Source organism: Pandoraea apista (assembly GCF_001465595.2).
Classification (GTDB): Bacteria; Pseudomonadota; Gammaproteobacteria; order Burkholderiales; family Burkholderiaceae; genus Pandoraea; species Pandoraea apista.
Genome location: NZ_CP013481.2, coordinates 3,676,912 through 3,703,823 on the forward strand (window position 1 = coordinate 3,676,912; position 26,912 = coordinate 3,703,823).

A 26,912-nucleotide genomic window follows, 5' to 3' on the forward strand; every position below is an offset into this window, starting at 1 on the left:
CCCCACTTCAGACCTACCGGCGGCCCCCGCGGCGGCCACCGGTTCACACGGTTTTACTCGGGACGCGGATCGGACCAAAGCGCTCCTGCGGTCGCCCAGTTCTCCGGCTTGACGTCGGTAATGATGATGTCCACCGACTCCGCCTTGCAACCGATCGTCTTCACCGCAGCTTCGGTAACCGCTTTGACGAATGCGCGCTTTTGCTCGATTGTGCGCCCCTCGAACATTTCGACGTGAAACGTTGGCATTGCAGTCTCTCTCCTTATATGGTTTTCCAGACGGGCGGCATTGCCGCCACGTCCGCTTCTCAGGCAACGCCGTCATGCTTGCCCTGTGCCCGCTACGCGCCTGACCTCACGTCAGCGTGCCGCTCAATCGCGAAACGAGGCGTCTATTCTATCCAGTTTGCGCAGCAGTGCAGGCCACTCCAGCGCCCCTTCGATGGCGCCGCCATCTTCCAGTTGAACGGCGGTCTTGTCCTGCACAGCCACACTGGGCAGATGCGGCGCGACGCCGCCCGCCAACGCCTGCAACTGAATCTCGCACGCCTTGACCAGGGTGGCCATCAGAACGAAGGCCTCGGCGACCGTGCGGCCTGTCGTAAGGGTGCCGTGGTTGCGCAAGAGCATGGCCGGATGCGCCCCGAGCGATGCCACGAGCCGCTCGCCCTCCGATGGCGAAAAGGCCAGCCCTTCATAGTCGTGATACCCGATACGCTCATGAAAGCGTAACGCGTGTTGCGAGATCGGGAGCAGCCCGTGCGGCTGGATCGACACGGCGATACCTGCCGTGTTGTGCAGATGCATCACACACACGGCATCGGCGCGCGCCGCGTGCACCGCGCCGTGCAAGGCAAACCCGGTCACGTTCACGGGATGTTCGCTCTCGCCCACGATCTCGCCGGTCAGGGTGATCTTGACGAGATTCGATGCCGTCACTTCGTCAAATGTCAGGCCGAACGGATTGATCAGAAAGTGCCCCGGTTCACCGGGCACCATGGCGGAGATATGGGTGTAGATGAGATCGTCCCAGCCGTGCAACGCAACGAGCCGGTAACAAGCCGCAAGATCGACGCGCATCTGGCGCTCGGCATCGCTCACGGCGGTGGCGGCCTTTCTGCCCGCCTTCAGGGTAAAAGACATAGCGGCTCCCGGAGTGTGGAGGTGTCGGTTCGGCAGACGTCTGACGTGACAAGGGCGACGGCGGCAAAGAGTGTGTCCGGCGGCGACACCGAACGCGGATCTCAGGGTGCGCGTTCAAGCGAACGCCGCCAATCCCACACGAAGCCGATAGCGCCCAACACGAGCACGCCGGTCGCGCACAGCAGCGCCGCCGTGAAGCTGCCGGTGGCCTCAACCAAAGGCGCAGCCACCAGCGGCCCCACGATCTGCCCGATGCCGTAGGATGCCGTGACCAGTCCGATCAGGCCATTGGCATTGTCCCCACGCAGGCGTCGGCACTCGCGCACCGCGTACACGGTGATGGCCGTGAAGGGCAGCCCGACAAGCACGCTACCCAAAGCGAATCCGACGACATTCGGCAGCACGATGCTGATCCCCACGCCGACGCCCTGCATGACGTAACAAGCGGCGAGCAGCAGCCGATTGTCCCAGGCGAGCGGCGCGCGTGCACCGATGATCGCCCCCGGTATCACCATCAGACCAAGCAAGGGGAAAAAGAGATCGGGCCACGGTGAGCCCGGCAACGCCTGACGCGCGATCACTGGCAGAAACGTCGCCGTGATGATGTAGCCGAACCCGGCGAAACCGTAGAGCACCGTGACGGGAATCACACTCTCGCCACTGCCGTGATTGACGGCATGCGTCGTGGCCTGCGCAGAGGTTCCGCCCGGGGATCTGGCAGCGTCGGCCGACTTCGCGGCCTCGGGAGTTCCCGGGGTATCGGCAACAAACGTGCGCCAGATCACCACAAGCAACACCAGTGCGAGCACACCGCACAGCAGCCAACCACCACGCGCGGGCCACGCCAGCGTGTTGTTCAGGTTCGCAAGCAGCCCCGTCACCACAATGCCTGCGCCGGGTCCCGCAAAGATCACTCCCCCCAGACTCGGCATGCGAAGCTCGGCAAGCCGGCGAAAACCCCATCCGGCCGAGAACACCATCGCCCAGGCACTCATCACCCCCGCCAGCGTGCGCACAACAGCCCACACCGCAAACGATTCAAGCAGCCCCATCGCCAGTGTCAGCACGACGGTGGAAGCGAGGGCGAAACGAATGATGAGCGTCGGCGTGAGGCGCAGCCACATACATGACAGCGCGCCCGCGAAGTACCCCGCGTAATTGAGCGAAGCAAGCCAACTGCCGTGTTGAATGTCGGTGAGCTGCTCATGCAGCATCAGCGGCAGCATGGGCGTGAAGGCAAAGCGGCCAATGCCCATGGCGATGGCCAGCGCAAGCATGCAGGACAAGGCAATGCGCCACGCCGCGCGCTCAGGCGATGGCTGGCGCAACGAAACAGTTCTGTCGGAATCCGCGAGTGTGGCTGGCATGGCGATAGCTTTGTGGGGAACCGCGCATCGGTGCGCGCAACTTTCCGAATACTTTACATGCAAACCATCACCGGGGGCGGGGGTGCCCCTGCGCCGTGAAGGGCAATGCGCAGTATTGGTCGCTCGCCCCCATGTTTCGCGCGAGAGAAACATTCGCGGCTATCGTTTCGGCATCCTTTCGAATACTGAAACTGTACTGTTTGAACATCAGGCCACCCGGCGGCACGAGATCCTCCAGCCTGCCAAAGCAAAACGCGCACCGAAGTGCGCGTTTTGCTCAAGCCGTCCCGGCAAATCACCGGCAACACCGTCAATTCCACCGGGCACGGCTTACGCCGTCACCCGTACCGGATTGTCAGAACTTACCGGCGACCCAGCCCTGCACACCGGCAAGCGCCTGCGGCAGTTGCGACGGGTCAGTACCGCCCGCCTGCGCCATATCCGGGCGGCCACCGCCCTTGCCGCCGACCTGCTGTGCAACGAAGTTGACCAGTTCGCCCGCCTTGACCTTGCCGGTCGCGTCGGCCGTCACCCCTGCGATCAGGCTGACCTTTCCGCCCTCGACCGCTGCGAGCACGATTGCCGCGCTCTTGAGCTTGTCCTTGAGCTTGTCCATCGTTTCGCGCAGCGTCTTGACGTCGGCGCCTTCGAGTTGCGCGGCCAGCACCTTCAGGCCATTTACGTCGACAGCCTTCTCAACCAGTTCGTCGCCCTGGCTCGAGGCCAGTTTCGACTTGAGCGCTGCCAGTTCCTTCTCGAGCGACTTGACCTGCTCCTGCACCTGCGCGATACGCGGCGAGAGTTCGGCCGGCTGGGTCTTGAGCGCAGCCGCCGCCTCATTGACCTGATCGTCGAGCTTCTGCACGAAACGCACCGAGTTGTCGCCGGTGATGGCTTCCACGCGACGGATACCGGCGGCTACGCCCCCTTCCATCACGATCTTGAACAGGCCGATATCGCCGGTGCGGGCAACGTGCGTACCACCACACAGTTCGCGTGACGAACCGATATCGAGTACACGCACTTCGTCGCCGTACTTCTCGCCGAACAAAGCCATCGCACCGCCCTTGACTGCATCGTCGAAGGACATCAGCGCCGCATGCGTGGGGGCGTTGGCCAGCACTTCAGCGTTGACGATGTCTTCCACGCGACGGATTTCATCGGCGGTCATGGCAGCGTTGTGGGCGAAGTCGAAACGCGTCTTGTCGGCGTCGACCAGCGACCCCTTCTGCTGAACGTGAGCCCCGAGCACTTCACGCAGCGCCTTGTGCATCAAGTGCGTGGCGGAGTGATTGCGCACGGTGCGTGCACGACGCACGGCATCGACCTGCGCCGTGACGGCCTCACCCACCTTCAACTCGCCAGACTCCAACGTGCCGTAGTGGCCGAACACGTCGGCCTGAATCTTCTGCGTGTCGGACACACCGAAACGCGCGCCGCCGGCAACGATCAGCCCCTGATCGCCCACCTGACCGCCCGACTCGGCGTAGAACGGCGTGGTATCGAGCACGACGATGCCTTGCTGACCGGCCGAGAGCTTGCCCACGCTGGTGCCGTCGACGTAGAGCGCCGTCACCTTTGCACCTTCCAGCACGAGCTTGTCGTAGCCCTGGAAGCGGGTCTTGTCGCCGGTATATTCAAGCGCCGTTGCCATCTTGAACTTGCCCGCCGCACGGGCCTGTTCGCGCTGGCGCGCCATTGCGGCGTCGAACGCGGCTTCGTCGACCGTAATGCTTCGCTCGCGGCAGACGTCGGCCGTCAGATCGAGCGGGAAGCCATATGTATCGTGCAGCTTGAACGCGAGTTCGCCGTCGAGCGTGGTCACGCCGCGTTTGGCCAGATCGGCCAGCGCGCCTTCGAGAATCTCCATGCCGTTCTCGATGGTCTCGCCGAAACGTTCTTCTTCCTGCTTGAGCACGTCGGTCACGCGTTGCTGCGCCTGCGCGAGTTCCGGATAGGCAACGCCCATTTCGGCGACAAGGTCCGGCACGAGCTTGTAGAAGAACGGCTTCTTGCAACCGAGCTTGTAACCGTGACGGATTGCGCGGCGAATGATACGGCGCAGCACATAGCCGCGGCCTTCGTTGCCCGGAATCACACCGTCGACAATCAGGAACGAGCACGCACGGATGTGATCGGCGATCACCTTGAGCGAGTTCGCGCTGAGATCGGCCACTCCGGTCTCGCGGCCAGCGGCCTTGATCAGATGCTGGAACAGGTCGATTTCGTAGTTGCTGTGCACATGCTGCAACACGGCCGCGATACGCTCCAGCCCCATGCCCGTATCAACGCAGGGCTTGGGCAGCGGCGTCATGTTGCCCTGCTCGTCGCGGTTGAATTGCATGAACACGAGATTCCAGATCTCGATGTAGCGGTCGCCGTCTTCTTCCGGCGATCCCGGCGGACCACCCCAGACATCCGCGCCGTGGTCGTAGAAGATTTCCGAGCACGGACCGCACGGGCCGGTGTCGGCCATCTGCCAGAAGTTGTCCGACGCGTAGCGCGCGCCCTTGTTGTCACCGATGCGGATGATCCGCTCGGTCGGCACGCCGACTTCCTTCGCCCAGATGTCGTAAGCCTCGTCGTCTTCCTTGTAGACGGTGACCCAGAGCTTGTCCTTCGGCAGTTTGTAGACTTCCGTCAGCAGTTCCCACGCGTACTGAATCGCTTCGCGCTTGAAGTAGTCGCCGAACGAGAAGTTGCCCAGCATTTCGAAGAACGTGTGGTGACGCGCCGTGTAGCCGACGTTCTCCAGATCGTTGTGCTTGCCGCCCGCGCGCACGCTGCGCTGAGCCGTGGTCGCGCGCTTGTACGGGCGCGTCTCGAGACCGAGGAAGACGTCCTTGAATTGCACCATGCCGGAGTTCGTGAACAGCAGCGTGGGGTCATTGGACGGCACGAGGCTCGACGAGCGCACGATGGTGTGCCCCTTCGACTCGAAGAAGTTGAGAAATTTTTCCCGAATGTCTGCGACTTTCATAGGGTGCGTAAGCGTGGGGACCGGGCGAGCTAAGCCAAGCCTGGTGGGTATTTTGCAAACTTTTGATTATACGGGAAATCGACCTCGTCACCGCGTCGCAGCGCCAACCGCACTGCGAAACGTTACTGGTCAGAGGCGAACGACAGGACGTAGACTCACTGCCAGCAGTTCCGCATTGCAAAACATTGTTCCGCGCAATGCCAACGACCATAAATTCACGAATAGTGACGAATGCACAGGAGAGACGAATCGATGGGCGCGCTGAGCCATATCCGGGTGTTGGACCTTTCGCGAGTGCTGGCCGGGCCGTGGGCCACGCAGAATCTGGCGGATCTGGGGGCCGACGTCATCAAGGTCGAGCGCCCCGGTGTCGGCGACGACACCCGTAGCTGGGGCCCGCCGTATCAGCGCGACGCCGAGGGCAACGACACGCAGGAAGCCGCGTATTACCTCGCGGCCAATCGCAACAAGCGCTCGCTCACGCTCGACATCTCGCGCCCTGAGGGCCAGGCGATCGTGCGCGCCCTCGCTGCGCAAAGCGACGTCGTCGTCGAGAATTACAAAGTCGGACAACTCGCAAAATATGGCCTCGATTACGCGTCGCTCAAGGCGGTCAAACCCGATCTCGTCTATTGCTCGGTCACGGGCTTTGGCCAGACCGGCCCGCACGCCTCGCGCGCCGGATACGACTTCATCGTGCAGGGCATCGGCGGCTTCATGAGCATCACCGGCGAGCGCGATGGCCTGCCGGGTGGTGGTCCGCAAAAGGCGGGCGTGGCGATTGCCGATCTGATGACGGGCATGTATGCGAGTCTCGCAATCATGGCCGCACTCACCCACCGCGACCGCACGGGCGTGGGTCAGTACATCGACATGGCGCTGCTCGACACGCAGGTCGCCATGCTCGCCAACATGAACACCAACTATCTCGCAAGCGGTAAAGCGCCCGTGCGATGGGGCAACGCGCACCCGAACATCGTGCCGTACCAGACCTTCCAGACGGGCGACGACGGCTGGATCATCGTGGCCGTCGGCAACGACGGCCAATTCCGCAAGTTTGTCGAAGCGGGCGAGGAACCGGCACTTGCCGACGACGTGCGCTTCGCGACCAATCCATCACGTGTGCGTCACCGCGACACGCTCGTGCCGATCCTCGCGCAGATGGTGCGCAAGTTTGGAAAGGACACCTGGATCGACAAGCTCGAAGCGGCCGGCGTGCCGTGCGGGCCAATCAACACGTTGCCGGAAGTGTTCGCGCATCCGCAGGTCGTCGCGCGCGAGATGGCCGTCGAATTGCCGCATCCGTCCGGGGGCATCACCCGTTTGGTCGCCAGCCCGATGAAGATGAGCGAAACCCCGACGGTTGCGCGCAGCGCCCCGCCGACGCTGGGTCAGCACAGCGACGACATTCTGCGCGAGCGGCTCGGCTTCGACGATGCAAAGATCGCACAACTACGCGGCGACAATATCATCTGACGCCGATGAAAAAGGGCCTGACGCGAAACCAATCGCGACAGGCCCTGCCTACCGGCGCGACCCACGTGACGCGCCGATTCATCGCGCGGGCGCCCCCGCGTTTCCATTTCCCGCCTACTCGTATCGCTTGCCTTCGGCGAGCAGTGCCGGAGTGCCGATCACCGCGTTCAAGCCATCGAAATCAAGCATGCGATCGCTCCATGCCGCCGTGGTGCCTTGCGCGTGCAGATTGGCGTAATACCCCTGTAGGGTATTGGCCACGGCGCGTGCCGTCCCGCCCGGAAAGATCACGATACGAAAGCCGATGTCAGCGAGCGCCTGTGCGCTTTGCACCGGGGTTTTGCCCCCTTCGACCATGTTGGCGAGCAACGGCACGCGCTGCGCGAATCGCTCGCACGCCGCGGCCATCTGCTCGGGGCTGCGCAGCGCCTCGATGAACAGCGCGTCGGCTCCTGCCTCCAGATAGCGTTCGGCACGATCGAGCGCAGCATCGAGACCTTCGACGGCCACGGCGTCCGTGCGCGCGAGGATCAGGGTATTCGCGTCGTGACGCGCATCGAGCGCCGCACGTACCTTACCGACCATCTCCTGCACCGGCACCACGCCCTTGCCGTCGAGATGACCGCATCGTTTCGGAAAGGTCTGATCCTCCAACTGAATCATGGCGGCCCCGGCACGCTCGAAACCGCGCACGGTGCGTTTGACGTTGAGAGCGTTACCGAAGCCGGTGTCAGCATCGACGATGACAGGAATGTCCACGCGCTCGGCGATCCGCGCGAGCGTGTCTTCCACCTCCGGGTAGGTCGTCAGCCCGATGTCCGACCGCCCCAACCGGGTGTAGGCGATCGACGCGCCCGACAAATACAGTGCCTCGAAGCCCGCCTGTGCGGCGATGAGCGCAGACAGTGCATCGTAGACGCCCGGGGCGAGCAACACACCGCCACCGAGACGCTGTTTCAGAGACGACGAAGTCGTCATGCGGATGTCTCCTGAGAAGATGATTGGGCAGCAAGCGCGTCGACTGCCGTATGTGCCGCGAGAAAACCGCCCGCCACGGCCGAGAGCAGGCCGTTGCCCGACAGATAGCCCCAGACCGCGTTGCCAGACACGCCACGCGCCGCCCCCCCGGCGGCCAGCAGATTGGGGAACGGCTCGCCGTCGGGCGTGAGCACGCGGCAATGGGCGTCGATATCGAGTCCGCCCTGTGTGTGGAACAGCGCGCCGGTCACTTTCACCGCGTAATACGGCGCGGCGATGCCTCGGGCAAACGTGCGTCCGTCGCCCGCTGTCTTGGCGGGCGACACGGTATCGAGCGTCTCGCGCAAGATCGTTACGTCACAGCCGACAACCCGGGCGAGTGCGTCGATATCCGCACAGGTCTTGAGCGCCCCGGCGGCCTCGGCGTCCTGAAAATCGGGGAAAGTTCGGGCTAGCGCCAGCGTCTGCCCGTCGAACACGTTCCACGCAATACCATCCGGTTGCGCCAGCACATGCACGGCCGCCTCGGAGTAGCCATGTGTCTCGTCGTGGAAGCGCCGCCCCTCCCGATTGATCTGGATGCCGCCGTCCATGATGACGGCCCACGAAATCAGCACACCGTGCGGACTCGCCCACGAGCCATGTCCCTGATAGCCGCCGAGATCGGCCTGAGCCGCGCCCAGTTCGCGTCCCCAGAGCAGCGCACTCCCGTCGTTGCCCTCATGTCCGCCATACACCGCGTTCGCCATCTCAGGCAGCAGTTCGGCACGAAGCGCGGCATTGCCGCCGAACCCGTTACACGCCAGCAGCAGCATGTCGCAGCCGAGATACTCCATCGAACCATCCGGACGTAGGCCACCGACGGCGCACACACGCCCCGCCTCGTCCACCCACAGCTCGCGAACCAGCGTACGCGTGAGAATGGCGGCGTCGGTTGCCTGCACTGCGCGCTCCAGCGCTGCCATAAGCGCGGCGCCGGTGCGCTCCGGCAAGCTGTGCATGCGTCGCACGGTGTGCCCCGGATAAAGAAAGCCGTCGAGAATCTCGAAGCGCAGACCGTGGCGTGCCAACAAGTCCATCGCCGGGCCCGAGGCCTCCGTATAGGCGCGCACGAGATGCGCGGCGGCCGTTCCCTGGGTCTTGCCCGTAATGTCGCCGGCGAACCGGTGCGGGCTGTCGTCGATACCTGCCGCGCGTTGCACTTCGCTCCCCGCAGCCGGAATGAATCCCGACGAGAGCGCCGTGGAACCACTGGGCAACGCGTCGCGCTCCAACAGCACGCAGTCGATGCCGGCGTCTTGCAGGACCAGTGCCGCCGTCAGTCCGCAGGCGCCCGCGCCCACGATCACGACACTGACATGGGGCAGATCGTCCATCGGCGGCAAGCCGTGGCGAATCACCGGCGCGCTCATGATGAAATACGGCCCATGAAGGCCTCGCAAGTCACGATTTCGCCAACCGTGCACAGATCGGCGAGCGCGGCGTCGTGCGCAGCAGGTGTGGGGGCAGCGCACCCGTCCGAGAGCACCAGCACACGGTAGTCGCGCATGTGGGCGTCGCGCGCGGTACTCGCCACGCCGCCGTTCGTCACAATGCCGCACACCGCCACCGTCTCGATGCCCGCGCGCCGCAGCACCCAGTCGAGCTGCGTGTTGAAGAACGCCGAGTAGGCCACCTTCCACACCGACATATCGACATGGCGTGCGAGCGCGTCCACCGTCGCATGCCCCGGTGTGCCGGCCACGAAGTCGCCGCGCCGCAGGAAGGGCCGCAACTGCTTCAGATGCGGTGAAATCATGGGCTCGCCGTTCGCATCGGGCCAGAGCGTGAACTGGCTCGCCGCCACGTAACCGCCCGCCGCCTTGAGCGCCGCGGCGACCGGTGCCACCCGCGCAGGCAACGCTTGCGCCTGCGGCGTGGCCGCCGCACCCCGGTCGTACGCGCCGCCCGGGGTGATGAAGTCGTTCTGCAAATCCACGATAACCAGCGCCGTGCGGGCGCTGTCGAGATTGAGGGGTTGACTCATATCGTCTCTCCGGTCGCGCCGCTCAGGCGCTGCGCGTGATAAGCAGGTTGCCCAGCGCGTCGACACGCCCTGCGAATTCCGGCTCCAGCCAGATCGTGGTATCCGATTGTTCGAGGATCGCGGGGCCGGCCACCGTCGCCCCGACCGGCAAATCGAGACGCGCATATCGCACCGCATCCCACCACCGCCCGGCGTGATAGACACGTTGCGTGCCCAGCGGCGCAGGCATAGCGCTCGCTTGCGGGGCGAGTACCGCGAGATCGAATTTCGGGCGCACACCAATGCGGGCATAACGCAAATTCATGATGCGCACCGCAATGCCGTCGAGCGCGCGACCGAAGGCCTCGCGATAGGCGGCTTCGAACGCCTGGGCGATGCCGTCGCGATGCAACGCGTCGCGCGACACCGGCACACGCACCGTGTGGCTCTGCCCGACGTAGAGCATGTCGAGTTCGATGACTTCTCGCACCGCCTCGAAACGCACGCCAGCCGAGTCCAGACGTGTCTGACAAGCCTGCGCAAGCGCCTCTACCCGCGCGACAAGATCCTCGACGTCGAGCGCGGCAAGCGGCTGATTGAGTGTCTGCACGCTGTCGTGGCGCATATCGGCCATCACACAGCCCAGTGCCGAAGTCACGCCGGGGTAGCGTGGCACGATCCCGGTGGTCGTACCGACCTCGCGCATCATGGCGCACACATGCAAGGCGCCGCCGCCGCCGAACGGCATGTAGGCGAACTGACGCGGATCGTGTCCCCGCTCAATCGACACCACGCGAATGGCCCCGGCCATCTTGGCATTGGCCACCGTCAGAATCGCTTCGGCGGCCGCGTGCACTTCCAGCCCCAACGGCTCGGCGACATGCTCGCCGATGGCTTGCGCTGCCAGCCCCGCGTCGAGCTTGTCGAGCAAGCCGCCCCCCAGCGGCCGGTCTGCCGCAATGCGCCCGAGCAGCACGTTGGCATCGGTCACGGTCGGGCGCAAGTTGCCACGCCCATAGCAAGCCGGGCCCGGAATACTGCCCGCCGATTCCGGCCCCACTTGCAGCAAGCCGCCGGCATCCACCGACGCAATCGAGCCGCCGCCTGCGCCAATCGTTTCGATCTGGATCATCGGCGAGCGCACCACCATGCCGAATTCGATGGAAGTCTGCGCCGAGAGCGACGCTTCGCCGCCCGCCACGAGCGAGACGTCGAACGACGTGCCGCCCATATCCCCCGTCACTACGTTAGGGAAACCGGCCGCACGCGCAATCGCGGCACAGGCGATCACGCCCGCTGCCGGTCCCGAAAGCGCGGTGCGCACGGGCACGTCGCTCGCCGTCTGGCGCGACATGATGCCGCCGTTGCTTTGCACGACAAGCAGCTCCCCCGCAAAACCCTGCGCCTTCAGATCGCGCTCAAGCCGCGTGAGATAGCCGCCGACCACGGGTTGCAGCGCGGCGTTGAGCGTGGCGGTCGAGCATCGCTCGAACTCGCGAATCTCGGGCAACACTTCCGTTGCCGCCGTCACATTGCCGTTGGGCCACAGCGCGCGCACGGCGGCGACCGCTCGTTGTTCGTTGACGGGATTGGCATAGGCATTGATGAAAAACACGCACACTGCCTCGCAACCGGCTTCGAGCAACGCACGCGCTGCCGCTTCGACCTGAGCGATGTCCACGTCGGTGTGGATGGTGCCGTCCGAGAGCACGCGCTCATCGACTTCCAGGCGCAAGTCGCGCGGCACGATCGGCGTGAAGTCGCCGCGCAGCCCCCATGTGGCGGGGCGGTCGCGGCGGCGCATCTCCAGCACGTCGCGAAAACCGGCCGTGGTGATGATGCCGGTGCGGGCCACCTTGCGTTCCAACAGCGCATTCGTGCCGACGGTGGTGCCGTGCACAATGGTCGCGATGGCGCCTGCACCCGCTTTTTCAGCGGTGTCGCCCACCCGTTCGATACCGTTCATGAAGCCGCGTGCTTCTTCGCCGCGCGTCGACGGCACCTTGACGATACGCGCGGCACCGGCCGCCTCGTCGAGCACGAACAAATCGGTGAACGTGCCGCCCACATCGACACCCACGATCAGCGGGGCCCCGGTCGTTGCTGCTGTGCTCATGCCTGTTGCTCCTTCGTTGCCTTGCCGCTCGCGGCGTCGGCCGCCTGCGTCACATACCCCATCGCCCGGTCATGGGCACGCGCCGCCGCATCGCGCCGTGCGGGGTCTCCATAGCCGCCGCCGCCCGGCGTCTGAAGCCGCACACGTTCGCCGCGCGCCAGCTTGATGCCGAGCATCTTCGACGCCATCGGTGGCGTGTGCCATTCGCCATCGTTCTGATATTGGAAAACGTTCGGTACCGATGCCTGACCACCGGCAATGCCTTGCGGCGCCGAGCGGCCGCGCTCACCGAACACGAACGCTTCTGCGCTGTCTTCCAGCAATTCGATCTCGTAGATCGCGCCCAGCCCGCCCCGGTGTTCGCCGTCGCCGGCCGAATCGGGACGCAGCGCCCACTGCGTAAAGCGCACGGGATAGGCCGCCTCGAGAATCTCGACGGGCGGAATCGTGGCCGTCGAAATCGGCGCATTGCCGTGCGACAGACCGTCGCCGTCCATGTGGCCACCGTGACCGCCGCCGAAGAAGCTGAACATCACCCAACGCTGGCCGCGACGCGCCTCATCGGTGCGGTAACCCGCAATCGACAGCGCATTGATCGTGCCGTACGCCTGCGCCATCGCACGCGCCGGGGCGGCCTTGGCCATTGCGCAGAAGATCACGTCGATCATGCGCAGAATCGTTTCCGTGTAGCCGCCGACAGGGCGCGGACGCTGCGCGGAAATCACCAGCCCTTCCGGCAGTTCGAATTGCACGGCGTCCAGCACGCCCGCATTGGCGGGCACGTCCGGGAACAGGTGTTTGAGCGCCACGTAACAGGCGGCAATGGCGGTCGCCCGGGAAATATTCACCGGCCCCATGCACGCGGGCGACGTGCCCGTGAAATCGAGCGTGAGCGTCTCGCCCTGCACCCGCATGCGCAAGGCAATCGTGAGTGGCTCGTCGCGCACGCCGTCGTTATCGAGCATGTCCTGATAGTGGTACTCGCCGTCGGGCAATGCGGCCACATGCGCGCGCATGAGTTTGACGGCACGCTCGCGCAGTTGACCGAGCGCTTCCTGCACGGTGGTGTCGCCGTATTCGTCGAGCAGATCGGCCAGACGTCGCGCGCCGAGAGTCAGCGCCGACAGTTGGCCGTTCAGATCACCCCAGAGACTATCGGGCAGTCGCGTGTTCGCCTTGAGGATGGCGAGCACGTCGGCGTCGAGCACCCCGCCGCGAACGATACGCACGGGCGGGATCTGCACGGCTTCCTGCCAGCACTCGGTGGCCGCCGGGTTGTAGTTGCCGGGTACCGCGCCACCCACGTCATGCCAGTGCGCCGCCGAGGCCAGAAAGCAATACAGCCGGCCGTTGCGAAACACCGGGCGCACGAGCTTGAAGTCGTTGGCGTGGGTGCCGCCTTCGTACGGGTCGTTGAAGAGCCACACGTCGCCATCGACCATGCCGCCACGCTCGGCGGCCGCGCGCGCCGCCGCCTGCACGGCAAAGGCCATCGCGCCGACGAAGACGGGCAGGCCCGACTTGCCCTGAATCAGCGTGGCGCCGGTGGCCGCGTCGTAGATGCCGTGGCAAGCATCGTGCGCCTCGGCAATGATGGGGTTGAACGCACTGCGGTAGAGCGTCGCGTCCATTTCGTCGGCGATCTGCTCCAGACGGCCCTTGAGGACCGCCAGAGTGACGGGATCTAGCATGAAGAAACTCCGTTGGATGTCGCTTGAGGTGCCGTACGGCGCCGCTTGAGCAGGTTGAGCAGCCCTCCCGCGTCGACCATGTCGAGCAGGAAGCCCGGCACGGTCTCGCAGGCGAGCCGGCTGCCGTCGGCGCGTTCGACGAAGCCTTCGCGCGGCGCGAGCCGCAGGGCGTCGCCCTCGGCAATGCGATGTGCGTCGGCACAGGTGAGCAGCAACAGCCCCACATTGAAGGCGTTGCGGAAATACAGCCCGTTGAACGACGGCGCAATGACGGCACGCACGCCGAGATGCACCAGCGCCGCCGCGGCCTGCTCGCGCGACGAGCCGATGCCGAAGTTGGGACCGGCGACGAGGACGTCGCCGGCCTGCACGTTGGCGGCAAACTCGGGACGAACACGATGCAGGCAATGTCGCGCGATGTCGTCGATGCCGAACTTCATGTAGGCCCCCGGCGCGAGCGCGTCGGTATCGATATCGGCGCCCACTACCCAGGCGCGATGCAAGGTGCTGCGTGGATCAACAGTCGTGGTTGGGGTGGTCATGAACAAGTGTCACAAACGAAGTCTCAGACGAGCATGTCGCGCGGGTCGGCAATGCGCCCAGTGAGCGCGGCAGCCGCCACCGTGTAGGGCGAGCCGAGATAGACCTGAGCAGTCTCCGATCCCATGCGTCCCTTGAAATTGCGGGCGGTGCTCGACATGACGGTGGCGCCTTCGGGAATCGAGCCGCCGTAGCCGGCGCAAGCGCCGCAGGTCGTGGCGAGCACTTGCGCACCTGCGGCGGTGAGCACATCCATCACCCCCTCGCGTGCCGCCTGTGCCTGATCGCGCTGCGAAGCCGGGGCGACGACAAAGCGCATGCCCTTGGCCACGCGCTTGCCTTGCAGCACGCGTGCCGCCGCGCGCAAGTCTTCGAGCTTCGCCCCCGTGCAGGCGCCCAGATAAGCGACATCCACCGCCACGTCGGCGAATTCGCCGACTGCGCGCGTATTCGCGGGGCTGTGCGGCGCGGCCACTTGCGGGGCGAGTGCGGTGGCGTCGAACGTGTGAACTTCGGCCGCCGCGCCCGCATCTCCCTGCCAGCGATGAATGTCGATGTCCTGCGTCACGCCAACCGAGCGCAAGTAGTCCAGCGTGGTCTCGTCGGGGGCTATCAGCCCCACCTGCGAGCCCAGCTCGGCGCTCATGTTCGAGAGCGTCATGCGCTCCTGCATCGACAGCGCGCGCACGGCCTCGCCACAGAACTCGATCGCCTGATAGCGTCCGCCATTCATGCCGAAGCGGCCGATCATGTGCAGCATCATGTCTTTCGCGGTTACGCCGTCGGCCAGGCGCCCGTCCCAACGCATCTGGAGGGTTTCCGGCACCTTGACCCAGATTTCGCCAGACACGGCCACGCCCAGCATTTCCGTGCTGCCGATACCGAACATGTAAGCACCGAACGCACCGCCCGTAGGCGAATGCGAGTCGCCGCCCACGCAGAACATGCCGGGCCGCAGATGACCGTGCTCCGGCACGACCACATGGCAAATGCCGACCGAGTCGTAGACGTTGGGCAACGCCTGTGCGCTCGCCCAGTCGCGCGCAATGCGAACGATGCGCCGCGATTCGTCATCGGATTCCGGCACGTAGTGATCGATGACGAGCACCACTTTCGACTTGTCCCACAACTGCGCGCCCAGCGATTCGAGCATCGGTTGCAGCCGGCGCGGGCCGCTGGAATCGTGAAACATCGCAAGATCGACGCGGCAGGTGACGATCTCGCCCACGGCCACTTCGTCGCGGCCACAGGCGGCCGCCAGCAGTTTTTGCGTCAGAGTTTGAGTCACGGTCATTGCCTTACATTCCGAGATAGGCGCGGCGCAGGTCGCTGCTCGCCAGCAACTCGGCGCACGTGCCGCTGTGACGAATCGCCCCGTTCTCCAGGACATAGCCGCGCTGTCCGGTTTCCAGCGACTGGCCCACGTTCTGTTCGACGAGCAGAATCGACAGGCCGTCGTGTTGCAGGCGAGCAATCAGCGTGAAGAGCTCCTCGACCATCAGGGGCGAAAGACCCAGTGAAGGTTCGTCGAGGATGAGCAACCTTGGCTCGGCCATCAGCCCGCGGCCGATGGCCAGCATCTGCTGTTCGCCGCCCGACATCGTGCCCGCCGGCTGCGCAATGCGTTCGCGAAGACGCGGGAACAGATCGAGCATGCGCTCCAGACTTTGCTCACGCGAGGCACGTCCCCGGGCAAATGCGCCAAGCATCAGGTTTTCGCGCACGCTCAGGTTCGGGAAGATGCGACGGCCTTCCGGCACCTGAATCAGCCCCGCCTTCACGACGTCTCGGTAATGGCGTCCGGTGAGATCGTGTCCGTCGAACCGCACGCGCCCGGCCCAGACAGGATTGATGCCCGAGAGCGTGTTGTTCAGCGTGGACTTGCCTGCACCGTTGCTGCCGAGCAGCACCACGATTTCGCCCGCGCCGACCGTCAGATCGACACCGCGCAGCACTTCGACACGGCCGTAGCCGGTGTGCAAGCCTTCCACTTCCAGAAGATGGCTCATTGCGCACCTCCCGATTGGGCGGCGAGCCGCGCTGCGGTGCCGTGCCCCAGATAGGCTTCGATCACGGCAGCGTCGGACGTGACTTCGCGCGGCGTGCCGGCGGCAATCAGCTTGCCCTGTGCGAGCACCCACACATGCTCGGCCAGACTCATGACGGCGCGCATCACGTGTTCGATCATCAACACCGTCACGCCACTGTCGGCGATCTCGCGCACCACGGGAATCATTTCGTCGATCTCGCTCGGGTTGAGGCCGGCGAGCACTTCGTCGAGCAGCAGCAGACGCGGACGCGTTGCCAGCGCCCGTGCCAGTTCGAGCCGCTTGCGGCCGCAGACAGTCAAATCGGCGGCGGGCTTGTCCAACTGCGCCTGCAAATTCGTGCGCAGGGCAACTTCCTCGGCCTCGCGCAACGCTGCACGGCGATCGCGTTGGTGCAGATGCGCACCCACCGCAATGTTCTCGCGCACCGTCTGTGCGCCGAACGGCTGCACGATCTGGAAGGTGCGCGTTAGGCCCTGACGCGCGGTCTCGAACGGGGCTTGCCCCGTGATATCCCGCCCCTGAAACTCGACGCGGCCCGCCGTGGGTGTCAGAAACCCGGAGAGCAGACCGAACAGCGTCGTTTTACCGGCACCGTTCGGCCCCACGAGCGCAGTCAGCGTGCCCGGCTTGACGACAAGACTCACGTCCTGCACCGCCTTGAGGCCGCCGAACGTAATGGACAGGCCATTGGCCTTCAACAGCGCCTCAGACACGGGCATTCTCCTCATGCGTGGCGGCCGCCTGCGCGTCGGGCGCAGTGACCGTCTTCTTGTCCATTCCCAGCAAGCGGCGCACCGATGCCCCTGCGCCGGTCATGCCGCGCGGCAGGAACATCACGATCAGAATCAGCACCGCGCCGTAGATCACCATCGACAGGCCCGGCAACTCGCCGAACAGGTTGCGCGTGAACTCGCCCAGCGCGTACAGCACGGTCGCGCCCAGCACCGGCCCCCAAAGCGTGCCCATACCGCCCACGATCACGCCAACGAGCGCTTCGACCGAGATCGTCGAGCCGAACGCAATACCGGCATCGATGTACTGGAACATCTGCACGTAGCACATGCCAGCGGCGCTCATGAAAGCGCCGGACAAGGCGATCGCGCCGAGTTTGATGCGCAGCGGATTCACACCGACCGCACGAGCGGCGTTCTCGTTGTCGCGCACCGCTTGCAGCCAGGCGCCAAAACGCGAATGCCGCAGCCAGGCCGTGACCAGCAGCGCCGCCATCACAAACACGAGCAGCAACGTGGCGTAACCGCGCGGCGACGCGAATTGCAGATTCCCCACGCTCTGGCGCAGCGGCACCATGAGGCCCACCCCCGCCCCGGTGAACGGCAGCGACACGGCGAGAATTCGGAAGACTTCCGCAAACGCCAGCGTCACCAGCGCAAAGTACGAACCCTTGAGGCCGTAGCGAAAGGTGACCGCACCGATGACGACGGCCACCCCGGTGCCCATCGCAATCGCGAACGGCATCGCCAGCCACGGATTCCAGCCCCATCGCAATTGCGCAATGGCCTGCGCATAGGCGCCGACCCCGAAAAAGAGTGCGTGCCCGAACGACAACTGCCCGCCGAACCCGCCCAGAATGTTCCAGGACTGCGAGAGCAGCACGGTATAGAGCGTCATCATCACGAACGACAGCCACACGCCCGATTGCAGCGTGACCAGCAGCGCCGCCATCACGACACCAAACAACACGATCCAACGAAGGTCTCTCATCGCTTGCTCCCGCTCCTCACGCCCGCGCACCGAACAAGCCCTGCGGACGCAGCAGCACGACGATGATGAAAATGGCGAAGATACCCATCTGCCCGAGCGAATCGCCCAGCCACAGCCCGCCCAGCGACTCGACCACTCCGATGAGCAACCCGCCTGCGAGCGCGCCGGTGAAGCTGCCCATGCCGCCGAGCACCACGATGGTGAAAGCCACCAGCACGAAGCCACTGCCGACTTGCGGATTGACGTAATACGTGGGCATCAGAAAACACGCCGCTGCACCCACGCACGCCATGCCGATACCGAACGACAATGCGTAGACCCGCTCGACATCGATCCCCATGAGCTTCGCGCCATGCTTCTCCTTGGCGACGGCACGAATCGCGCGGCCAAGATCCGTCGCCCGCATGATCCAGAAGAGCAGTGCTGCCGCGCTCAGCGCACCGCCGAAGGCGATGAGCTTTGGCACCGAAAGCATGACCGGACCGACATCGACGGTCGCGAGCGTGTAAGGCGTGTCGATGGTGTGCGTATCGGACTTGAACCACACCAGCGCAAGGTTCTCCAGCACGATCGCCAGCCCAAGCGTGACGAGCAGAATGTTCTCGTCCTTGCCGTGGCTTGCCCGCTCGATCACGCCGCGTTGCAAGGCGTAGCCCAGCGCGAACATGCCTAGCGTGACGAACGGCAGCGCGACGTACGGATCGATGCCGAGCTTTTCCTTGAGCAGCCACACGGCGTACAGCGCGATCATCAGCGCTGCGCCGTGCGAGAAGTTAATGATGTGCAGCACGCCGTACACGAGCGTGAGGCCCAGGGCGATGAGCGCGTACACCGCCCCCGTGGTGAGCCCGTTGAGCACGGCCGAGAGAAGAATGACTGGGTCGAGCATCGCGTCAGGCCTTGAGCGGGAAGACCGGCGCCACCTGACGATACGTGTCGGGCAGAATCACCTTGATGTCGCTATGCGAGACCTGCGTGAGCAGCGGCTGAGCGCCCGTGTTCTGACCGTTGACGAACTTCGTCGGCCCGTACGGCATGATGTGATCCTTGAACGAACTCGATGCGAGCGCCGCCGTAATGGCTGCACGATCGACCGACCGGGCGCGCTCAATGGCATCGGCCAGCAACATCATGGCCGTGTAGGTCATGAAAACCTCGTAGCTGAAGAACGCGCCTTTGGCTTCCGTGCGCGCCTTGAGCGCCGCCACGCGCGGGTCCTTCGGATTGAACCAGTGGTTGCAGTCGATGATGCCGTCGGCGATGTCCGGAAACTCTTTGAGGAACTTGTAGCTCGATGCTGCACCGCCGAGCACGGAATAGATCGCCTTGGGCTGCACTTTCTGCTGTTTCATCGCGCGCAGCAGCAGCGCGTACTCGTTGTAGTAATTCGCGGGAATCACGATGTCCGGATTCACCGAGCGCATACGCAGCACGATGTTGTTGAAATCTCGCGTCGGGTTGGCGTGCTTGATGACTTCCTTGATCTCGAAGCCACGCGCGGGCAATTCCTTTTGCAGCAACGCCGCTGTACCCGTGCCGAAGAGCGACTCTTCGTGCACGATCATCACTGTCTTGGCAGGCTTGCCGGCGGCATTGTTGAGCGCGGCGAGATCGTCGACCGCACGCAGCGAGCACATGCGATAGCCGGGACCGAAGCGGAACGTGTTCGTCAGACCGCGCTCCACGATCTGGTCTGCCACCCCCACGTCGACAACATGCGGCAAGCCATACTTCGCTGCCGTTTGCGTCGTTGCCAGACAAATCGCCGACGCATACGCGCCGACAATGGCCGACACGCCCGCCTCGTTCATCTTCTCGACTTCCGCCGACCCGGCTTCGGGGCGCGACTGTGCGTCGCCGAGCACCGCCTCGATCGGCGCGCCGCCCAGCGACTTGATGCCCCCGGCGGCGTTGATGTCGTCAATGGCGAGCAACGCGCCGAGACGGCACTGCTGACCGGAGTAGGCCAGCGCACCGGTAACGGGATGCAGCACACCGATCTTGACCGGCTTACCGGCGGCATGCGCGAGCCACGGCGCGCTGGAAGTGGCAGCAAGCGCGGCCATGGCAGTGGACTGACGCAGGAACGTGCGACGCGAACTCATTGACGATTCTCCGGACGTGATCAGTGGAATTGGGCAGACAGTTCTTCGCTGACCCAGACCTTCGCGTCGATGTCACCGACACGAGAGAGTTGAAGTTGGTACTGGTAGCGATCGGGGCGATACAGACCTTGCAGCAGTTGCACGGGACGCTCGGACACATCGCGCACGAGGCGCGTAACCGCCAGCAATGCGGAGCCGACAGCGATATCGAGATGGCGCGCTACAACGGCATCGGCCAGGCGCGCCGAAATCGTTTGCGTCGCACCGCCGAGTTCGACACCGGCTTCTTCGAGCAGCATCAGCAGCGGTTTGCGCTCGAGTTCTTCGCGATTGATCTCGGCGATCCCCTGCGGCACATGAGTGGTGATGTACGACAAGGGGCCCGCCTGCGTGCTGCGCACGCGAATACTTTTGAAGACCGGTGCACCGGGTTCGAGCGCCAAGGCTTCGGCAACGGCATCGCTCGCGCCCACGACGCTCGATTCGAGCACCGACACGTTCGTGCGCAACCCCATGTTGACGATGTTCTCGAGCAGGCCGGTCAGATGCGCCTTCTCGCGCGAGAAACCAGGCGTCTTGCCGCCGGTGCGTTGCCCTGCGTGCAGCGGCCACGTTCCCAGTCCGGGGCGGCGCACGACAAGGCCGTCGGCCACCAGCATTTCCATCGCCTTGCGAATGGTGATGCGTGCCACGCTGAACTGATCGGCCAGCACATGCTCGCCCGGCACGCCATCACGATCGAAGCGTCCCTCCTGTAACTGCTCGCGCAGCACGAGGTAAATCTGGTGGTACTTCGGAAGCGGTAGTGGGGTATCCATGCGGCGATTCTGTAAGTGTCATAATGTCCGGTCAATAGAACAAAGTGACAGACAAAATGTTCTATCGGGAAAACACCTAAGGCATTCGGGATTACCGGGCAAATGACCTGCACACGCAGGCTGCACAAGGTTTTTCAGATTGCGGCGCAGCATGTTTCGATGCTGCGCCGCAGCCGTTTTCAGAAGCGGTGACGCAGGCCGACGTAGTAACTCATCTGGTTGTCGTACCCGTTGAGCTTCACGCCGTTGCCACCGGTCCAGTTGGTCGTCGAGGTGCCAAACAGTCCCGACCACCCGCCATCGACCCGCTCGTAAGCGGTGGCGAAGTAGACATCGGTGCGCTTGGAGAGGAAGTAGTCGATCACGCCATAGATCGTTTGCCGCTTGCCGCTGAAATTCACCGCACTCGTGTTGTCGTACATATAAGCCGCGATGAATTGCCACGCCGGGTTGAGCAGGTAGCTCGCGCCGAGGGTGAAGAACTGATCGCGTCGCGACGCAGAGAACACGGAGCCGATGGCAGCGACCGTGGTGGGGGTGGCTGCGGTGCTCATGTTCGTGATCGACGCGTAATCGGTGCCGCCGTTGGACACATCGAATCCGGCGTCGCGCTGGCTCTGAAGATAATCGGCGTGGAATTTCCACTGCCCGTAGCTCGCCTTCGCGCCAAGTGACCAGGTCTTCGCAAGGCGGCTCTGCGAGTCGTGCGTCTGTTGCACCTGCCCGGTGAAGACGCTGCCGTTTTGCTCCCACGACACCCCGCCCGATGCCGACGAACGTGCCGAGCCCTGCCCGGCGACGCCGCCGAGCGCATATTGAAGATTCACGCCGAAGGGGCCGAACTTCTTTGTCCACGTCAGCGCGTTGTTATAGCGCTGGCCCGTGAGGAAGACGAGCCACGAGTTCGTGGGCGGTGCGCCGATGAAGATCGGATCGACCATCGAGATCGCGACCACGGCCCCCGTGTACTGACGGCCAAGTGCGAACTCGCCCCAGCCGCCTTGCAAAGCGACGAATGCCTGCCGCCCGAAGAGTTGCCCCTGTTGATCGAACGTTCCGGCTTGCGAGTTGAAGCCGTTCTCCAGTACGAAGCGCGCCTTCATGCCGCTACCGAGATCTTCCACACCTTGCAGGCCGAAGCGGCTCGCGGAGAGGAACCCCTCACCGGCCTGATTGACGGAGTAGATGCGACCGCCGTCAGGGCTCGCATGGTTCTGCGAGACAACGGCCGCCTCGATCACGCCATAGAGCGTGACGCTCGATTGAGCGAGCGCCGGCGTCGCCGCAGTGGCGAGCCATAATGCAGCGCAGGCAGTTGAGACGGTGTAAGCGAGAGGTAACGTTTTGCGTGTGGTTCGAGGCATTGGCGTGCGTCCTTCTTTTGTTGAGGAAAGCAGTTCCCCAGTGCGCCGGGCACTTGCCGGCACCGTGAGCAGAACGCTCAGCGGGCGAGGCAAACGCGAGGGCGCACGAAGCCGCGTCGTGAGCACGCGGCGCACGTCGTACGGCAAGGGAAAATTGGGAGAGCACGCCGACGCGATCGATGTCGCAATGCGCCGCGTGCCCGAGGGCGAAAGCGGCTTACTCGCGCAGAACGCGATACGTTGCGCGCTTGATGGCGAACGTTTTCATCGGCATTGGAAGAGAGGAAGTCATCATGGCGACGACTCTAGGAGCGCCAATTTGTAGCGTCAATGGAACAAATGCCGAGTGCGGTTGTTCCATCGGGAAATTCCCGAGTTCGGCATCGGCTGACAAGATCCTGCCGCACCGTCGCTGAGAATCGATGGCGGGGGCAACGCATCGGCACAAATGCTGATCTGTACGAGCTGCTTTTGTGGGAGCCGTTTTTGTTGGCGCCGCCTGACGTCGCCGGGCACCACTGCGATGCGTTTCATTGAGACGTCGTCGTTCAACACACCGCGCCCGACGCTTCCTCCAGAATCCATTTTGCGAATGCCTGAACCGGCCGCTCGCTCAGTTCGATCGGCTCGGGAAGCACGAGGCAGAAGTTCTTAGTAATCGTTGTCCCCGCGGGCCACGGCGTAACCAAACGGCCTTGTTCAAGCTCGGGGCCGATATAAAAACGTGGCACCAACGCCACGCCCAAACCGGCCAGCGCCGCTTCGATCAGCATGGAATGGAGATCGTAACGCGCGCCGACCGCCGGGTTGCCGAGGACGATACCCGATGCCTGCGCGTACCGCTGCCACGCGTCCGGATTCTGCCGTCTGTGCAGCAGTGGCAGCGAATCGAGCGACGGGTTTGCGCCCGCTTCGCGCAGCAACGCCGGGCTACACACCGGCACCAGAATCTCTTCCAGCAGATGATGCAAGTGCATTCCCGTCCATGCCGGATGTTCGAAATGAAGCGCGGCGTCGAAGCCGCTGCCGGCGAGCAGGAAAGGGTCCATGCGTTCGGCAATGTGCACGGTAATGCTCGGATGTCTGGTCTGAAACCGCTTCAAACGGGGAATCAGCCAACGGGTAGCGAAGGTCGGACTGGCGGCGATATCGATGCTCGCCCCCTCAGTGGGTTGCCCCATCAGATACAGGCTGTCGCGTTCCAGCCGATCCAGAATCTCCCGAACCTGTGCTGCGTATCTCACGCCATTCGGCGCCAGACGGACTCGATTGCCCACGCGCTCGAACAGCGTCACCCCTAAAAACGCTTCCAGGCGGCCAATCTGACGACTGACCGCCCCCTCGGTGCGTGCCAACTCTTCGGCGGCTCGGGCGAAGCTGCCGTGTCGTGCCGCGGCTTCGAATGCCAGAAGCGCGGCGTTGCTGGGAATCTTGCGTGTCATGGGAATCTCACCGATCAGTTCGCGCTCGAAGCCAGCTTGAGCAAACATCACTGAAGGCTGACTTTTATTCGATATAAACGCTGAAAACGGCAGATTACCATTACGTTATTGCACTAAGAATGAGTTTCTCGCAGGAAGAGACTCGTCTGGAACGAGGACGATTCGATGATCTACACCGTGGAATGCAGCTTCGCCGATCCGGCCGGCGAAGCCGAATGGAATGATTTCTACAGCCATGAAAAATTGCCGGCCCTGATCTCCGTCACAGGCTTTCACACATCGCAGCGCTTTCGCGCGATCACGAAGGGCTGTCCGGTCTATCTCGCCGTTCACACGATCGACGGTCTCGACGTATTGACGGGAGAGGAATATCGCCGGAAAGGCGGCGGAAATTTCGCTCGGTGGCAACAACACATCACCGACTGGCACAGAAATCTGTATAGCGATATTGGGCTTGCGCCGGCGGTCGGCGCCGATGAGCTTCTCGTGCTTTGTTCCAGCGGCCCCGATCGTCTCGTGGAGATGGGTCTCGCACCGCTTGCCATGCAAGCGATTGCGCTGGAGAAAAATCCGGAGCGCCGTTGGCTGGCCGTTTCGTCTCGATCAAACGCTCGCCTTGTCGGGCACGTCGCCGACGGCATTCATCTTTACACGCCGATCACGGCACGACTGACGAGCGCATCTGCGACGTAAACCGTCGTCGAGCGTTCGCGTCGAAAATTCATCGATCTGGAGAAGTGTTGTGCCCATTTCCGCCTTTCCAAGCCAACAAGTTGGCGACTTCACGATTACCGCCATCAGCGACGGCTACCTCAGCGCCAGCCTCGACTTCCTCTCGAATATCGACGCGTCCGAGGCTGCGAGAATGCAGAGCGACGCTGGGCAGACGACGCCCTCGGCGGTGCACATCAACTGTTACGTGGTGCGTTCTGCGGGACGCACCGTCCTCATCGACGGTGGCGCTGGCGGCATCAAACAATGGGGGGGCCGGTTGCAGGCCAATCTGTTGCTCGCCGGTATCGAACCGTCTTCGATCGACACGATTCTGCTCACGCACGCCCACCCCGATCATGTCGGCGGGCTCGTGACGACCACTGGACAAATCGCTTTCCCGAATGCGGAGCTTGTCGCACATCGTCGAGAAGTCAGGTTTTGGCAAGATGATGGCAACCTCAGTCGTGCCAGCGAGCGAGCACGAGGCAACTTCCAGATCGCCCGCCGGGTGTTCGACGGCTACCGCGAGAGGCTGCGGACCTTCGATGACGGCGAGGTGTCGCCCGGCATCCACGCGATGGCGCTGCCGGGGCACACTGACGGACATACCGGCTATCTCATTGAATCGCGAGATCGGAGCCTGCTGATCTGGGGAGATGTCGTTCATTTCCCTCACATCCAGATTGAACGTCCGGACGTATCGATTGCGTTCGATCAGGACCCCACGCTGGCAGCCGCCACGCGATCCAGACTCCTCGACAGGGTCAGTTCGGAGGGACTCCTGATTGCCGGCATGCATTTGGGGGAACTCGGCTTTGCGCAAATCAGGCAGACGCGCGGCGGGTACGGATTGCATTATGTGGCCGAGGCGCAGGGATAAACTGGAAAGGGCCATATGGCACGCGCAAGCGGCAAATCCACTGGACTTTGCAGACGTGACTCATCCGGTCGCCCTCGCCTCTCGACGGTGCCAGTGCGAAGCGCGCAAGGAAAGACGCACATCGCGCATGCGTTGAAGTCACTGCGAGGTCTCGGTACTTTTCTCGGGTTGCGCACATCGGCTAGTGCCGTTAGCCGCTTGCCGTTCGCAGAACAGTTCCGCCGGGGATGCTAAGCCGGTACATACCGGTTCACAACAATCCCGCACGCGTAGCTGTCCGAGCGGATCAACCGGAGCCTCGTGCCATGCCGGGTATCGTGAAACAGCACGCCTCCGCTGCCGACCGCGACAGGGTTCACGAAAAACTGGAATTCGTCGACAAGCCCCGCGGCAATCAGCGCGGAGACAAACCCCTTGCCTCCGAACGTAATGAGGTTACCGCCAGGCTGCTGCTTGAGCGCGCCGACGGCGGCTGCCATGCCGCCACGGACGATCGTTGTCCGCTCCCATAGCGACGCGTCCAGCTTGTCCGTGACGACGAACTTCGGCAGGTCGACGATGCGTTGCGCGAACGCGTAGTTCGGGTCCGCCGGAAACCGCGTGGCGGCGCGGCCCCAATGATTCAGATACCCCTGCTGAACCATCGGCCGGCTCAACAGGATGCCGTCCACCGACGCGAATATCCGATTGAACTCGTTTTTGAGCGCGTCGTCCCAGGTCCAGTCCTCGCCCCAGTTCCAGACTTGCCAGTCGAGTTCGTCATTGGCCGCCGAGACGTAGCCGTCCACGGACATCTGCATTTGTACGATCAGCTTTCTCATGGGAGTCTCCGTTATCGAACGTTGCCAGACGCGTCGTCAGCCCAGTACTCCTGCGTCGTCGGCGTCGTGTTACCGACCGAGGCGGTCGCGTCTACCATCGTGAAGTACCTGTTTTCTGCTGCCATTTTTATGCAGTGCTGCGTCTCTTTGGCGTCGACTACTGATTGCTTTATGCAACTGGTTGCAGATTATTAAATCCGATTTTAGAATGCAAGCAGTTTTATAGAGAAACCAGAAATGACGACCTACCGCTCGCGCTGTCCGATCAATCTCGCGCTCCAGATCGTTGGCGACAAGTGGAGCTTGCTGATCCTGCGGGATCTGATGTTTGCCGACAAGCGGCATTTCCGGGAGCTTTTGCAATCGGAAGAGGGTATTTCGTCGAACATCCTCACCGAGCGCCTCGCGAGGCTGGTCGGGGCAGGCATCCTGACGAAGTCAGATGACTCGACGCACAAGCAGAAGGCCATCTACAGCCTGACGCCGATGGGTATCGATCTGCTGCCGGTGCTCGCGCAAATCGGCATCTGGGGCCGTAAGTACCTTGATGTGACGAAGGAAAGTGCAGCACAGGCGGCGCGTCTGGAGAAGGGTGGCCCGGCGCTGTGGAAGGCATTGCAGGCGGAGTTGCACAAGACGCATGTGAAACGGTGAGCATGCTGCTGTGGAAGGCGAATGGCGCGGGACCGCCCTCCACCGG

General features: G+C 63.7%; 24 protein-coding genes. 4 read left to right on the forward strand and 20 right to left on the reverse strand.

The features are described from left to right. Positions 1 to 53 precede the first annotated feature (53 nt). From AT395_RS16690 to alaS, 4 genes are all read right to left on the reverse strand, one after another. Positions 54 to 248: a 4-oxalocrotonate tautomerase gene (locus tag AT395_RS16690; protein ID WP_042116773.1), complete on the reverse strand. Its 195-nt coding sequence runs from the start codon at positions 246 to 248 to the stop codon at positions 54 to 56. 123 nt (positions 249 to 371) lie between these two features. Then, positions 372 to 1,142, reverse strand: a complete 771-nt coding sequence (locus AT395_RS16695; protein ID WP_042116775.1) for a class II aldolase/adducin family protein — start codon at positions 1,140 to 1,142, stop codon at positions 372 to 374. Between the two features lie 101 nt (positions 1,143 to 1,243). Continuing rightward, a complete protein-coding gene (locus AT395_RS16700) occupies positions 1,244 to 2,509 on the reverse strand; it encodes a YbfB/YjiJ family MFS transporter (RefSeq protein WP_048629806.1) in 1,266 nt (421 codons plus the stop codon). Between the two features lie 355 nt (positions 2,510 to 2,864). After that, complete coding sequence (gene alaS / locus AT395_RS16705) at positions 2,865 to 5,489, reverse strand: alanine--tRNA ligase (protein WP_042116778.1); 2,625 nt, start codon at positions 5,487 to 5,489, stop codon at positions 2,865 to 2,867. 252 nt (positions 5,490 to 5,741) lie between these two features. Here alaS and AT395_RS16710 point away from each other — a divergent pair, with 252 nt between their 5' ends. Continuing rightward, positions 5,742 to 6,965, forward strand: coding sequence for a CaiB/BaiF CoA transferase family protein (locus AT395_RS16710; protein WP_048629807.1), 1,224 nt, complete (start codon positions 5,742 to 5,744; stop codon positions 6,963 to 6,965). 114 nt (positions 6,966 to 7,079) lie between these two features. Here the strand turns inward: AT395_RS16710 and AT395_RS16715 are convergent, their stop codons facing one another. The 15 genes from AT395_RS16715 to AT395_RS16785 form a co-directional block, all read right to left on the reverse strand. Then, entirely contained in the window at positions 7,080 to 7,943 is an 864-nt protein-coding gene (locus AT395_RS16715; protein ID WP_042116783.1) for an isocitrate lyase/PEP mutase family protein, read from the reverse strand. Next, the gene (locus tag AT395_RS16720) at positions 7,940 to 9,355 is read right to left on the reverse strand and encodes an FAD-dependent oxidoreductase (protein WP_048629808.1); all 1,416 of its coding nucleotides are present in this window, start codon (positions 9,353 to 9,355) and stop codon (positions 7,940 to 7,942) included. Before AT395_RS16720 ends, AT395_RS16715 begins: the two co-directional genes overlap by 4 nt. Further along, a complete protein-coding gene (locus tag AT395_RS16725; protein ID WP_048629809.1) occupies positions 9,352 to 9,969 on the reverse strand; it encodes a cysteine hydrolase family protein in 618 nt (205 codons plus the stop codon). The genes AT395_RS16720 and AT395_RS16725 overlap by 4 nt, the downstream gene beginning before the upstream one ends. 22 nt (positions 9,970 to 9,991) lie before the next feature. Next, positions 9,992 to 12,064, reverse strand: a complete 2,073-nt coding sequence (locus AT395_RS16730) for a hydantoinase/oxoprolinase family protein (RefSeq protein ID WP_048629810.1) — start codon at positions 12,062 to 12,064, stop codon at positions 9,992 to 9,994. Next, positions 12,061 to 13,755 carry a hydantoinase B/oxoprolinase family protein gene (locus AT395_RS16735; RefSeq protein ID WP_048629811.1) on the reverse strand — a complete coding sequence of 565 codons (1,695 nt, stop codon included), beginning with the start codon at positions 13,753 to 13,755 and terminating at the stop codon, positions 12,061 to 12,063. The genes AT395_RS16730 and AT395_RS16735 overlap by 4 nt, the downstream gene beginning before the upstream one ends. Beyond that, positions 13,749 to 14,297 (reverse strand): LeuD/DmdB family oxidoreductase small subunit, encoded by a 549-nt coding sequence (locus tag AT395_RS16740; protein WP_042116794.1) that lies wholly within the window; start codon positions 14,295 to 14,297, stop codon positions 13,749 to 13,751. The genes AT395_RS16735 and AT395_RS16740 overlap by 7 nt, the downstream gene beginning before the upstream one ends. Before the next feature lie 23 nt (positions 14,298 to 14,320). Continuing rightward, positions 14,321 to 15,589 carry a 3-isopropylmalate dehydratase large subunit gene (locus AT395_RS16745; RefSeq protein WP_048629812.1) on the reverse strand — a complete coding sequence of 423 codons (1,269 nt, stop codon included), beginning with the start codon at positions 15,587 to 15,589 and terminating at the stop codon, positions 14,321 to 14,323. A gap of 4 nt (positions 15,590 to 15,593) precedes the next feature. Beyond that, positions 15,594 to 16,304, reverse strand: coding sequence for an ABC transporter ATP-binding protein (locus AT395_RS16750; protein WP_042116798.1), 711 nt, complete (start codon positions 16,302 to 16,304; stop codon positions 15,594 to 15,596). Beyond that, the gene (locus tag AT395_RS16755) at positions 16,301 to 17,059 is read right to left on the reverse strand and encodes an ABC transporter ATP-binding protein (protein WP_048629869.1); all 759 of its coding nucleotides are present in this window, start codon (positions 17,057 to 17,059) and stop codon (positions 16,301 to 16,303) included. Before AT395_RS16755 ends, AT395_RS16750 begins: the two co-directional genes overlap by 4 nt. Next, positions 17,052 to 18,068 (reverse strand): branched-chain amino acid ABC transporter permease, encoded by a 1,017-nt coding sequence (locus AT395_RS16760; protein WP_042116800.1) that lies wholly within the window; start codon positions 18,066 to 18,068, stop codon positions 17,052 to 17,054. Before AT395_RS16760 ends, AT395_RS16755 begins: the two co-directional genes overlap by 8 nt. A gap of 16 nt (positions 18,069 to 18,084) precedes the next feature. Beyond that, positions 18,085 to 18,957: a branched-chain amino acid ABC transporter permease gene (locus AT395_RS16765; RefSeq protein ID WP_042116801.1), complete on the reverse strand. Its 873-nt coding sequence runs from the start codon at positions 18,955 to 18,957 to the stop codon at positions 18,085 to 18,087. Positions 18,958 to 18,961: 4 nt separating this feature from the next. Continuing rightward, complete coding sequence (locus AT395_RS16770) at positions 18,962 to 20,173, reverse strand: ABC transporter substrate-binding protein (protein WP_042116803.1); 1,212 nt, start codon at positions 20,171 to 20,173, stop codon at positions 18,962 to 18,964. A 20-nt stretch (positions 20,174 to 20,193) separates the two neighbouring features. After that, positions 20,194 to 20,991: a GntR family transcriptional regulator gene (locus tag AT395_RS16775; RefSeq protein WP_042116805.1), complete on the reverse strand. Its 798-nt coding sequence runs from the start codon at positions 20,989 to 20,991 to the stop codon at positions 20,194 to 20,196. A gap of 179 nt (positions 20,992 to 21,170) precedes the next feature. Beyond that, positions 21,171 to 22,355 carry a porin gene (locus tag AT395_RS16780; RefSeq protein WP_048629813.1) on the reverse strand — a complete coding sequence of 395 codons (1,185 nt, stop codon included), beginning with the start codon at positions 22,353 to 22,355 and terminating at the stop codon, positions 21,171 to 21,173. A gap of 548 nt (positions 22,356 to 22,903) precedes the next feature. Then, positions 22,904 to 23,797 carry a LysR substrate-binding domain-containing protein gene (locus AT395_RS16785; RefSeq protein ID WP_048629870.1) on the reverse strand — a complete coding sequence of 298 codons (894 nt, stop codon included), beginning with the start codon at positions 23,795 to 23,797 and terminating at the stop codon, positions 22,904 to 22,906. A gap of 165 nt (positions 23,798 to 23,962) precedes the next feature. Between AT395_RS16785 and AT395_RS16790 the strand changes: the two genes are divergently transcribed. Both AT395_RS16790 and AT395_RS16795 read left to right on the forward strand, forming a co-directional pair. Beyond that, positions 23,963 to 24,490, forward strand: coding sequence for a hypothetical protein (locus AT395_RS16790; protein WP_048629814.1), 528 nt, complete (start codon positions 23,963 to 23,965; stop codon positions 24,488 to 24,490). 49 nt (positions 24,491 to 24,539) lie between these two features. Continuing rightward, a complete protein-coding gene (locus tag AT395_RS16795; protein ID WP_048629815.1) occupies positions 24,540 to 25,391 on the forward strand; it encodes an MBL fold metallo-hydrolase in 852 nt (283 codons plus the stop codon). 230 nt (positions 25,392 to 25,621) lie between these two features. On the opposite strand, the gene AT395_RS16800 is transcribed toward AT395_RS16795, so the two are convergent. Further along, positions 25,622 to 26,212 carry a dihydrofolate reductase family protein gene (locus AT395_RS16800; protein ID WP_048629816.1) on the reverse strand — a complete coding sequence of 197 codons (591 nt, stop codon included), beginning with the start codon at positions 26,210 to 26,212 and terminating at the stop codon, positions 25,622 to 25,624. A gap of 237 nt (positions 26,213 to 26,449) precedes the next feature. On the opposite strand from AT395_RS16800, the gene AT395_RS16805 reads away from it, so the two are divergent. After that, positions 26,450 to 26,866, forward strand: a complete 417-nt coding sequence (locus AT395_RS16805) for a winged helix-turn-helix transcriptional regulator (RefSeq protein ID WP_042116817.1) — start codon at positions 26,450 to 26,452, stop codon at positions 26,864 to 26,866. The last annotated feature ends 46 nt before the right edge of the window (positions 26,867 to 26,912 follow it).

Excerpts from the sequence above, each read along its gene's own strand:
- AT395_RS16730 (WP_048629810.1), bottom strand. The coding sequence starts at position 12,064 with ATGAGCACAGCAGCAACGACCGGGGCCCCGCTGATCGTGGGTGTCGAT.
- AT395_RS16780 (WP_048629813.1), bottom strand. The coding sequence starts at position 22,355 with ATGCCTCGAACCACACGCAAAACGTTACCTCTCGCTTACACCGTCTCA.
- AT395_RS16765 (WP_042116801.1), bottom strand. The coding sequence starts at position 18,957 with ATGCTCGACCCAGTCATTCTTCTCTCGGCCGTGCTCAACGGGCTCACC.
- AT395_RS16760 (WP_042116800.1), bottom strand. The coding sequence starts at position 18,068 with ATGAGAGACCTTCGTTGGATCGTGTTGTTTGGTGTCGTGATGGCGGCG.
- AT395_RS16735 (WP_048629811.1), bottom strand. The coding sequence starts at position 13,755 with ATGCTAGATCCCGTCACTCTGGCGGTCCTCAAGGGCCGTCTGGAGCAG.
- AT395_RS16740 (WP_042116794.1), bottom strand. The coding sequence starts at position 14,297 with ATGACCACCCCAACCACGACTGTTGATCCACGCAGCACCTTGCATCGC.
- AT395_RS16745 (WP_048629812.1), bottom strand. The coding sequence starts at position 15,589 with ATGACCGTGACTCAAACTCTGACGCAAAAACTGCTGGCGGCCGCCTGT.
- AT395_RS16695 (WP_042116775.1), bottom strand. The coding sequence starts at position 1,142 with ATGTCTTTTACCCTGAAGGCGGGCAGAAAGGCCGCCACCGCCGTGAGC.
- AT395_RS16800 (WP_048629816.1), bottom strand. The coding sequence starts at position 26,212 with ATGAGAAAGCTGATCGTACAAATGCAGATGTCCGTGGACGGCTACGTC.
- AT395_RS16715 (WP_042116783.1), bottom strand. The coding sequence starts at position 7,943 with ATGACGACTTCGTCGTCTCTGAAACAGCGTCTCGGTGGCGGTGTGTTG.
- AT395_RS16750 (WP_042116798.1), bottom strand. The coding sequence starts at position 16,304 with ATGAGCCATCTTCTGGAAGTGGAAGGCTTGCACACCGGCTACGGCCGT.
- AT395_RS16725 (WP_048629809.1), bottom strand. The coding sequence starts at position 9,969 with ATGAGTCAACCCCTCAATCTCGACAGCGCCCGCACGGCGCTGGTTATC.
- AT395_RS16770 (WP_042116803.1), bottom strand. The coding sequence starts at position 20,173 with ATGAGTTCGCGTCGCACGTTCCTGCGTCAGTCCACTGCCATGGCCGCG.
- AT395_RS16785 (WP_048629870.1), bottom strand. The coding sequence starts at position 23,797 with ATGACACGCAAGATTCCCAGCAACGCCGCGCTTCTGGCATTCGAAGCC.
- AT395_RS16790 (WP_048629814.1), top strand. The coding sequence starts at position 23,963 with ATGATCTACACCGTGGAATGCAGCTTCGCCGATCCGGCCGGCGAAGCC.
- AT395_RS16805 (WP_042116817.1), top strand. The coding sequence starts at position 26,450 with ATGACGACCTACCGCTCGCGCTGTCCGATCAATCTCGCGCTCCAGATC.
- AT395_RS16710 (WP_048629807.1), top strand. The coding sequence starts at position 5,742 with ATGGGCGCGCTGAGCCATATCCGGGTGTTGGACCTTTCGCGAGTGCTG.
- AT395_RS16700 (WP_048629806.1), bottom strand. The coding sequence starts at position 2,509 with ATGCCAGCCACACTCGCGGATTCCGACAGAACTGTTTCGTTGCGCCAG.
- alaS (WP_042116778.1), bottom strand. The coding sequence starts at position 5,489 with ATGAAAGTCGCAGACATTCGGGAAAAATTTCTCAACTTCTTCGAGTCG.
- AT395_RS16775 (WP_042116805.1), bottom strand. The coding sequence starts at position 20,991 with ATGGATACCCCACTACCGCTTCCGAAGTACCACCAGATTTACCTCGTG.
- AT395_RS16720 (WP_048629808.1), bottom strand. The coding sequence starts at position 9,355 with ATGAGCGCGCCGGTGATTCGCCACGGCTTGCCGCCGATGGACGATCTG.
- AT395_RS16690 (WP_042116773.1), bottom strand. The coding sequence starts at position 248 with ATGCCAACGTTTCACGTCGAAATGTTCGAGGGGCGCACAATCGAGCAA.